Origin of the sequence: Stenotrophomonas sp. YIM B06876, from assembly GCF_030711595.1 — a bacterium.
Taxonomy (GTDB): Bacteria; Pseudomonadota; Gammaproteobacteria; order Xanthomonadales; family Xanthomonadaceae; genus Stenotrophomonas.
This window is the reverse complement of record NZ_JAUJUJ010000002.1, coordinates 226,132-233,745: the sequence shown is the minus strand read 5'-3', so window position 1 is coordinate 233,745 and position 7,614 is coordinate 226,132. Positions and strand designations below refer to the sequence as shown.

The window sequence follows — 7,614 nt, the reverse complement described above, 5'->3', positions numbered from 1 at the left end:
GCGCGCCGTGCGCCAGGGCCGCTGGCGGATCCTGGGGATGATCGGGCTGGCCGTGCTGCTGGTGATCGCCGCGTTGTGGGCATGGCATGCCGGTACCGGTGGCTCGCTGCTCAGCGCGGAGCCGCCGCCGGCCAAGGAAGGCGTGGTGGCCGATGCCGGACCGGTCCGGATCGAGGCGTTGCCCGCAGCCGCGGTCGCGCCGGTCAGCGCGGCGGTGGATCCTTACGCCGCGGGTGATGCGGCGATGCTGGCCGATCCGGAGCTGCCGCTGGCCCGCGAGGCGGACTTCTATGCGTGGTTCGCCGCCGGTGGTCCGGTGCCGGTGGATGAATCGCAGCCGCAACCCACCCGCCCGGTGCAGGTCGCGCCTGTCTTGGAGACGGTCGATGGCGATGAGTAGGGGGCTGGTACTGGTACTGCTGTCGTCCGCGGCAGTGGCGCAGGCGACGCCGGCCACGGAGGTACCGATGGTGAGGCCTGCGCCATTGGCGGAAAGTGCCGGGCAGACGCCACTGTCCTGGGCATCGATGCATCCGTTGCAGCGCCGTGAGCTGCGCGCGCGTTACGCCGCCTGGCAGGGGTTGAGCGAGGCCGAGCGCCAGCGGCTGCGCCGTGCCGCCGGCATGCTGGCCAACCTGCCGCCGGCCCAGCAGACGGCCTTGCGCGCCCGCTTTGCGGCGCTGGACCAGCTGCATCGGGACGGCTGGCGGCTGGGGCCGGTGCTGGGCGCGCTGTATCCGAAACTGCAGCCACTGTTCGGTTACCTGCCGGCCGCACAACGGGCGCCGGCGCTGGCGTTGCTGCGGCAGTTGGATGACGGCCAGTTGGCGCAGCTGGTGCTGATTTCCCAGCGCACGCCGCCGCAGGAGCGGGACGCGGTCCGCGCGCAGTTGCTGGCCTTGGCCCCGGCGGCACGCGCGGCCTGGCTGAGCGAGAAAGTAGGGCACTGAGGTCGCCACCGGCGCACCGGCCGATTTATTTCGCGGCAGGGATCGGGCCCGGGCCTGGCGTAAGATAGGCGGCTGCCGCGACCCGGTGTCAGCGCGCCCGCGCCGACCGCAGTCCGCATCCTTCTTTGTCCCATGTCTACTGATACCGCCGTGCCGCGCTTCGGCCACGAAGTGCGCGCCACCGGGCTGCTCGCGTTGCCGCTGGTCCTGGGCCACGTCTCCACCGGTCTGATCGCCTTTGTCGACAATGTGATTGCCGGCCACCACAGCACCACCACACTGGCCGCGGTCACCATCGGCACCGCGTTGCTGTGGCTGCCGATGCTGATTCCGATCGGTACCCTGATCTCGCTCACCGCCTCGGTGTCGCAGTTGCACGGCGGCGGCCGCGAGCGCGAGATCGGCCCGCTGTTCCGCCAGGCGCTGTGGCTGGCGCTGGGACTGGGGCTGGTCATGTTCACCTTCCTCAGCGTGGTGCCGCCGTTGTTGCCGGCGTTCGGTATCGCCCCGGAGATCGTGCCGGGGGCCACCGCGTTCCTGCATGCGGTGCGCTGGGGCGGGCCGGCGCTGACACTGTATTTCTGCATGCGCTACCTCAGCGAAGGCATGCACTGGACCCTGCCGACCATGCTGATCGGCTTTGGCGGGCTGGTGGTGCTGGCGCCGCTGGGCTATGTGCTGTGCTACGGCAAGCTCGGCTTCCCCGAGCGGGGCGCCGAAGGCCTGGGCATCGCCTCGGCGGTGATGATGTGGCTGCAGGCGCTGGGGTTTGCCGGCTACCTGTGGAAGACCCGCCGGTTCGCCCATCTGCAGCTGTTCTCGCAGTTCGAGGCGCCGCGCTGGGGCACGATCCTGGAGCTGCTGCGCACCGGTCTGCCGATCGGCATCACCGTGCTGATGGAAGGCGGTCTGTTCATCGTCACCGCGCTGCTGATCGGCCGGCTCGGCGCCCACGAAGCGGCCGCGCACCAGATCGCGATCAACGTCGCCCAGCTGTGCTTCATGATCCCGATGGGGGTGGCCGAGGCCACCACCGTGCGGGTGGGCCACGCCGTGGGCCGCGGCAATGCGCCAGGGGTGCGGCGCGCGGTGTGGGCCGGCTATGCCATCGTGCTGGCCACCCAGACACTGTCGGCCAGTGTGCTGCTGCTCGGCCACGATGCCATCGTCGGGGTCTATACCGCCGACCTCGGGGTGGCGGCGCTGGCCTCCACGCTGTTGCTGTATGCGGCCACCTTCCAGTTTCCCGACGGCGTGCAGGTGCTCTCGGCCGGCGCGCTGCGCGGGCTCAAGGACACCCGGGTGCCGATGTTCATCGCCATGTTTTCGTACTGGGGACTGGGCATGCCCCTCGGCGCCGGCCTGGGCCTGGGGCTGGGCTGGGGCCCGCAGGGCATGTGGGTCGGCCTGATCGTCGGCCTGAGCACGGCGGCGGTGTTGATGGGCTGGCGCCTGCGCATCAGCAGCCAGCGCGTCGTCCGCGCACCGCAACCCTGACTTCAGGCGCATGCCGCGTATCGCGGCAACCGCTATCCTGCCCCACAGAAAGACGCCCCCACGGAGATTTCCATGAACCAACCCCCGCGTCGCAATCCCATCGCCCGCTTTTTCATCGGGCTGTGGGAGGTGATGAATTTCACCCGCCGGTTGATCCTCAACCTGCTGTTTTTCGGCCTGCTGTTCCTGCTGCTGATCGTGCTGGTGGTGGCGGTGGGCAAGGGGGCTGCGACCAAGCCGCTGCAGGATCGCACCACGCTGGTGATCGCGCCCGAAGGACGGCTGGTGGAGCAGTTCAGCGCCGATCCGGTGAGCCGCGCGCTGTCCAAGATGGTCGGCGACACCAACGCCGATGAGCTACAGCAGCGCGACCTGATCCGTGCGATCGAAGCGGCGCAGGCCGACAAGAAGATCGAGCGGGTGGTGTTGCAGCTGGACAAGCTGCAGCCCAGTGGTTTCGCCTCGATGCGCGAAGTGGCCGATGCGCTGCAGGCGCTGCGCGCCTCCGGCAAGCAGGTGGTGGTCTTCAGCGAAAGCATGAGCCAGTCGCAGTACCTGCTGGCCGCGCAGGCCGACGAGATCTACCTCGACCCGATGGGCGGCATCCTGCTCGAAGGCCTGGGGCGCTATCGCCAGTATTTCCGTGCCGGCCTGCAGGACAAGCTGGGCGTGGACGTGCACCTGTTCAAGGTCGGCCAGTTCAAGTCGGCGGCCGAGCCGTATGTGCTGGATGCGGCCTCGCCGCAGGCCAAGGAAGCCGATCTGTTCTGGATGAACGATGTCTGGCAGCGCTACCTGGATGACATTGCCGCCGCGCGCAAGCTCGACGCCGCCCAGCTGGCCGCCGGTATCGACACCCTGCCCGAGGGCATCGCCGCGGCCGGTGGCGATCTGGCGCGCTTTGCCCTGCAGCAGAAACTGGTGGACGGGCTGAAGACGCGCGAGGAAGTGCAGCAGCTGCTGGCCGAACGTGGTGTGGCCGACAGCGATGCCGACGGCGGCTTCCGCAATATCGGCCTGGGCGATTACCTGGCCCAGCTCGACAGCCGCCTCTCGCCGATGGATTCGCGTCCGCAGGTGGCGGTGGTGGTGGCCGAAGGCGAAATTTCCGGCGGCGACCTGCCGGCCGGCCGCATCGGTGGGGTATCGACCTCGGCGCTGCTGCGTGCCGCGCGCGACGATGACGACGTGAAAGCCGTGGTGCTGCGCGTGGATTCGCCCGGCGGTGAAGTGTTCGCCTCCGAGCAGATCCGCCGCGAAGTGGCCGCGCTCAAGACCGCCGGCAAGCCGGTGGTGGTGTCGATGGGTGATCTGGCCGCCTCCGGCGGCTACTGGATCAGCATGAATGCCGACCGCATCTATGCCAACGAATCGACCATCACCGGTTCGATCGGCATCTTCGGCATGATTCCGAACCTGACCCGCAGCCTGGACAAGATCGGCGTGCATACCGACGGTGTCGGCACCACCCGTTTTGCCAGCGCGTTCGATATCACCCGGCCGATGGACCCGGCGGTGGGCCGGGTGATCCAGTCGGTGATCGACAAGGGCTATGCCGACTTCACCGGCAAGGTCGCCCAGGCCCGCAACAAGAGCGTCGAGGCGGTGGACGAAGTGGCGCAGGGGCGGGTCTGGAGCGGCGCGCAGGCCAGGGAGCGTGGTCTGGTCGACGAGTTCGGCGGGCTCAAGGCCGCGGTGGCCGATGCCGCCCGCCGCGCCAAGCTGGGCGAGTCCGGCAAGTTCCGCGTGCGTTACATCGAAAAAGCCGCCTCGCCGTTCGCGCAGTTCATGAGCGGCTTTGCCGGCAGCCGCATGGGCGCCTGGATGCTGGGGGATTCGGGCATGGCGCGGATGCTGCTGGCGCGTTCGATGCCGGAAATGGATACCCAGCTGCGCTTTGTCGAAGACGCGGTCAAGGACCGCAACGCGGCCCCGGTGCGCACGCTGGCGTACTGCTTCTGCGGCTTCTGATCCGCGCGATAATCAGCGCCGTGCCTTGACCGGTCCGGCGTTGCGCTGACGCCGTCCTGCGGGGCGGCGTTATTGTTTGGGCGCGTCGCTCGCCGCGTCGATCGCGGCGCGTTGCGCCTGCGCGGCTTTTTCGGTTTCGGCCTGTACCGCACGCGCCTGGTCGAGCGGGCGCTGCATCGCATCGCGCAACGCGGTGGCCTGCGGATCGGGCGGACGCTCGGGCGAGGGGGGTTCGGGGGCATTGCAGGCGGCCAGCACTGGCAGCAACAGCAGCAGGCAGTAGCGGATGTTCATCGGCACGCTCGTGCAGGGACTGCGGCTATCCTACCCCCAGTCGCGGCAACAACCACGGCCGGCGCGGTTCCAGCGTCGCCGTGACCGGTCAGGTCCGCGGATGGCATGGTCGATCTGAAGGAGAGCAAGTGAACCCGCAGCGTTGGCGTCTGGATGGACAAACCGCCCTGATCACCGGTGCCAGCGCCGGCATCGGCCTGGCAATCGCCCGTGAGCTGGCGGCATTCGGTGCCGACCTGCTGATTGTCGGCCGCAACGCCGACGCGCTGGAAACCGCGCGCGACGAGCTGGCCGACGCATTTCCCGAGCGCGAGATCCACGGGTTGGCCGCCGACGTGTCCGATGACGAGGACCGGCACCAGATCCTGGACTGGGTCGAAGACCACAGCGACGGCCTGCATCTGCTGGTCAACAATGCCGGCGGCAACATCAGCAAGCCGGCCAACGACTATTCCGAAGACGAGTGGCGCGGGATTTTCGAATCCAACCTGTTCTCGGCGTTCGAGCTGTCGCGCTATGCGCACCCGTTGCTGACCCGCCATGCGGCCTCGGCCATCGTCAATGTCGGCAGCGTCTCGGGGATCACCCATGTGCGCAGCGGCGTGGTCTACGGCATGACCAAGGCGGCGTTGCAGCAGATGACCCGCAACCTGGCCTGCGAATGGGCCGAGGACGGCATCCGGGTCAATTCGGTGGCGCCGTGGTACATCCGCACCCGCCGCACCTCCGGGCCGCTGTCCGATCCGGACTACTACGACGAGGTGATCGCGCGCACGCCGATGCGCCGTATCGGCGAGCCGGAAGAAGTGGCTGCCGCGGTCGGTTTCCTGTGCCTGCCGGCGTCGAGCTACGTCACCGGCGAGTGCATCGCGGTGGATGGCGGCTTCCTGCGTTACGGGTTCTGAGTCGCGCAGTCGCTGTCGTTGAGCAGTGACTGCAGCCGCTGGTAGTCCCGCCGCAAGGTTTCGGCGCGGGTGGAAGAGGCGAAACGCCATTCGGATTCGACGTCCTTCACCCGCTGGCGCCAGGTCTCACACAACAGTGCCGGGGTGACCGGCGTGCAGATGTTGCGTACCACCTCACAGGCATCACCGGCGCCGGTGCCGGGATTGCCGTCCAGGCCGGTGACCCGCATGGCGATGCAGCGCGACGGCGGCTCGCCGGTTTCGCTCAGGTAGCTCTCGCCCTCGCGGGTGCGGCACTGGAACAGCGGTGGTAGCGGCACCGGTTCCTTGGCGGGTATCACCGCTGGTATCGGTGCGGGGACCGCCTCGGCCGCTGGCGGCGTTGCGGGGACCGATGCCGGCATCGGTTGTGGAAGTGCCGCCACCGGCGATGGCGCGTCCACCGCCTGCATCACTTTGCGGGTCTGCTGCGTGCCCCTGGGGCAGGGCATGTTCTGCACGGTGAGCGCGCCGCTGGCATCGGTACAGCGATAGAACACGATTTCCGCCGCCGGCAGCGGGCCTGTGACCAGCAGTACTGCGCCCAGCAGCCAGCGCCTCATGCGCCGCCGCAATCCTGCTCCAGCCGCGCATCGATGCCACGCTGCTCACGCACCAGTTGTTCGCGCTCGCTCTGCAGGGCGCTGTTGTAGCGGCGGATCAATTCCCAGCGGCGGTCTTTCAGCCGCGCACAGACTTCCTGGGGCGGCAGCGCATGGCAGGTATCGCGTACCAATGTGGAGCCGACCGGCGCGACCAGGCTGGGCCGGTGCGTGGGTGGGTCTCCGCTTGGCGGTCGGGGGCCTGGCGGACGCGGCGAATGCCCAAGGTGTGGACCGGGGCCGCGGGGTGGCACCGGATACCCGTAGCCCCACACCGGTACCCAGCGCGGATTGCCTTCGGCGGCGTCGCTGGTATAGCGGGCACCCTCGCTGGTGATGCACTCGTACATCGGCTGTGGCGGTTGCACGGTGACGATGCGGATCTCGCGGGCCGGCACCGGAGCTGACGGCGAGGGGACGGCCGTCACGGGGACGGGAGCCAGGCGCGGCGGCGGGTCGTGCGGCCGTTGCATCTCCAGCACCTGCTGGCGACCCGTGCGGCACGGCGAGTCCTGCAATGCCAGCGCGCCATTGCTGCCCACGCAGCGATAGATGCGCACGTTGTCGGGCGCCGGCGTTGTCGCCGCGGCCGGCAGCCAGGCCAGCAACAGGGAGGAAAGCAGGGGCAGGCGCGCGTGCATGCGCCCATCTTGCCCGAAGCCGGGGTTGGGCAAGTGCGAAGACGCGCAGGGCGACAGGTGCGGGGGCGGCAATCCGCGGGTTCAGTCGCGCACTACCTGGCCATTGCTGGCAAGGCGGATGCCGGTCGGCTGGCCCAGTCCGCCGGTGGCGCCATCCAGCACACCGTCGAGCGTTTGCAGCAGCGCCGGGTCGAGCTGGTCGCGGGTTCGCGCCGGGGCGGCGCCAGCGAGATTGGCGCTGGTCGACACCAGCGGGCCGCCCCACGCGCGGCACAGCGCGCTGACCAGCGGGTGGGCACTGACACGCACCGCGATACCGGTGTGGTCGCCGGTGATCCAGCGCGGCGCCTTGGCGCCGGCCGGCACCACCCAGGTATGGGCGCCAGGCCAGCTGGCGGTGACGGCCTGGCGGCGCTCGGCGGCAAGCTCATCCAGCCGCACCCAGCCCTGCAGCTGGGCGAGGTCGGCGGCGACCAGAATCATGCCCTTCTCGACCGGGCGCCGTTTCAGCGCCAGCAGCTTCATCACCGCCGCCTCGTTGCCCGGATCACACCCCAGGCCCCAGACCGCTTCGGTCGGATAGGCGATCACGCCACCGGCCCGCAGCAGCGGGATCGCGGTGTCCACAACAAGTTCAATCATGGTCGGGAGTCTGCAGCGCGGGGTCGCGGGGGGCACGGCCCGATGCGGGAATCCGGATTATCCCCCTGCACGG

Annotated in this window: 8 protein-coding genes and 1 pseudogene; 5 read left to right on the top strand and 4 right to left on the bottom strand. The window is 69.3% G+C overall.

All coding sequences use genetic code 11. From position 1 onward, the window contains the following. The 4 genes and pseudogenes from QZH66_RS02205 to sppA form a co-directional block, all read left to right on the top strand. Positions 1 to 400 (top strand): annotated as a pseudogene (locus QZH66_RS02205) (hypothetical protein); the annotation flags it as partial. After that, on the top strand, positions 387 to 950 hold the full coding sequence (locus QZH66_RS02200) for a DUF3106 domain-containing protein (protein ID WP_345783819.1): 564 nt from the start codon (positions 387 to 389) through the stop codon (positions 948 to 950). The pseudogene QZH66_RS02205 and the gene QZH66_RS02200, both read left to right, overlap by 14 nt. 132 nt (positions 951 to 1,082) lie before the next feature. Next, on the top strand, positions 1,083 to 2,447 hold the full coding sequence (locus QZH66_RS02195) for an MATE family efflux transporter (protein WP_305804305.1): 1,365 nt from the start codon (positions 1,083 to 1,085) through the stop codon (positions 2,445 to 2,447). Between the two features lie 72 nt (positions 2,448 to 2,519). Beyond that, complete coding sequence (gene sppA, locus QZH66_RS02190) at positions 2,520 to 4,418, top strand: signal peptide peptidase SppA (protein WP_305804304.1); 1,899 nt, start codon at positions 2,520 to 2,522, stop codon at positions 4,416 to 4,418. Between the two features lie 69 nt (positions 4,419 to 4,487). Here sppA and QZH66_RS02185 read toward each other — a convergent pair whose 3' ends face one another. Beyond that, entirely contained in the window at positions 4,488 to 4,712 is a 225-nt protein-coding gene (locus QZH66_RS02185; RefSeq protein ID WP_305804303.1) for a hypothetical protein, read from the bottom strand. A 128-nt stretch (positions 4,713 to 4,840) separates the two neighbouring features. Between QZH66_RS02185 and QZH66_RS02180 the strand changes: the two genes are divergently transcribed. Continuing rightward, positions 4,841 to 5,617, top strand: coding sequence for an SDR family oxidoreductase (locus tag QZH66_RS02180; protein WP_305804302.1), 777 nt, complete (start codon positions 4,841 to 4,843; stop codon positions 5,615 to 5,617). On the opposite strand, the gene QZH66_RS02175 is transcribed toward QZH66_RS02180, so the two are convergent. The 3 genes from QZH66_RS02175 to QZH66_RS02165 form a co-directional block, all read right to left on the bottom strand. Next, positions 5,605 to 6,219, bottom strand: coding sequence for a DUF4124 domain-containing protein (locus tag QZH66_RS02175; RefSeq protein WP_305804301.1), 615 nt, complete (start codon positions 6,217 to 6,219; stop codon positions 5,605 to 5,607). The two genes, QZH66_RS02180 and QZH66_RS02175, sit on opposite strands and share 13 nt — an antisense overlap. Further along, on the bottom strand, positions 6,216 to 6,899 hold the full coding sequence (locus QZH66_RS02170) for a DUF4124 domain-containing protein (RefSeq protein ID WP_305804300.1): 684 nt from the start codon (positions 6,897 to 6,899) through the stop codon (positions 6,216 to 6,218). Before QZH66_RS02170 ends, QZH66_RS02175 begins: the two co-directional genes overlap by 4 nt. Before the next feature lie 81 nt (positions 6,900 to 6,980). Beyond that, positions 6,981 to 7,541 carry a Sua5/YciO/YrdC/YwlC family protein gene (locus QZH66_RS02165; protein ID WP_305804299.1) on the bottom strand — a complete coding sequence of 187 codons (561 nt, stop codon included), beginning with the start codon at positions 7,539 to 7,541 and terminating at the stop codon, positions 6,981 to 6,983. Positions 7,542 to 7,614 lie beyond the last annotated feature (73 nt).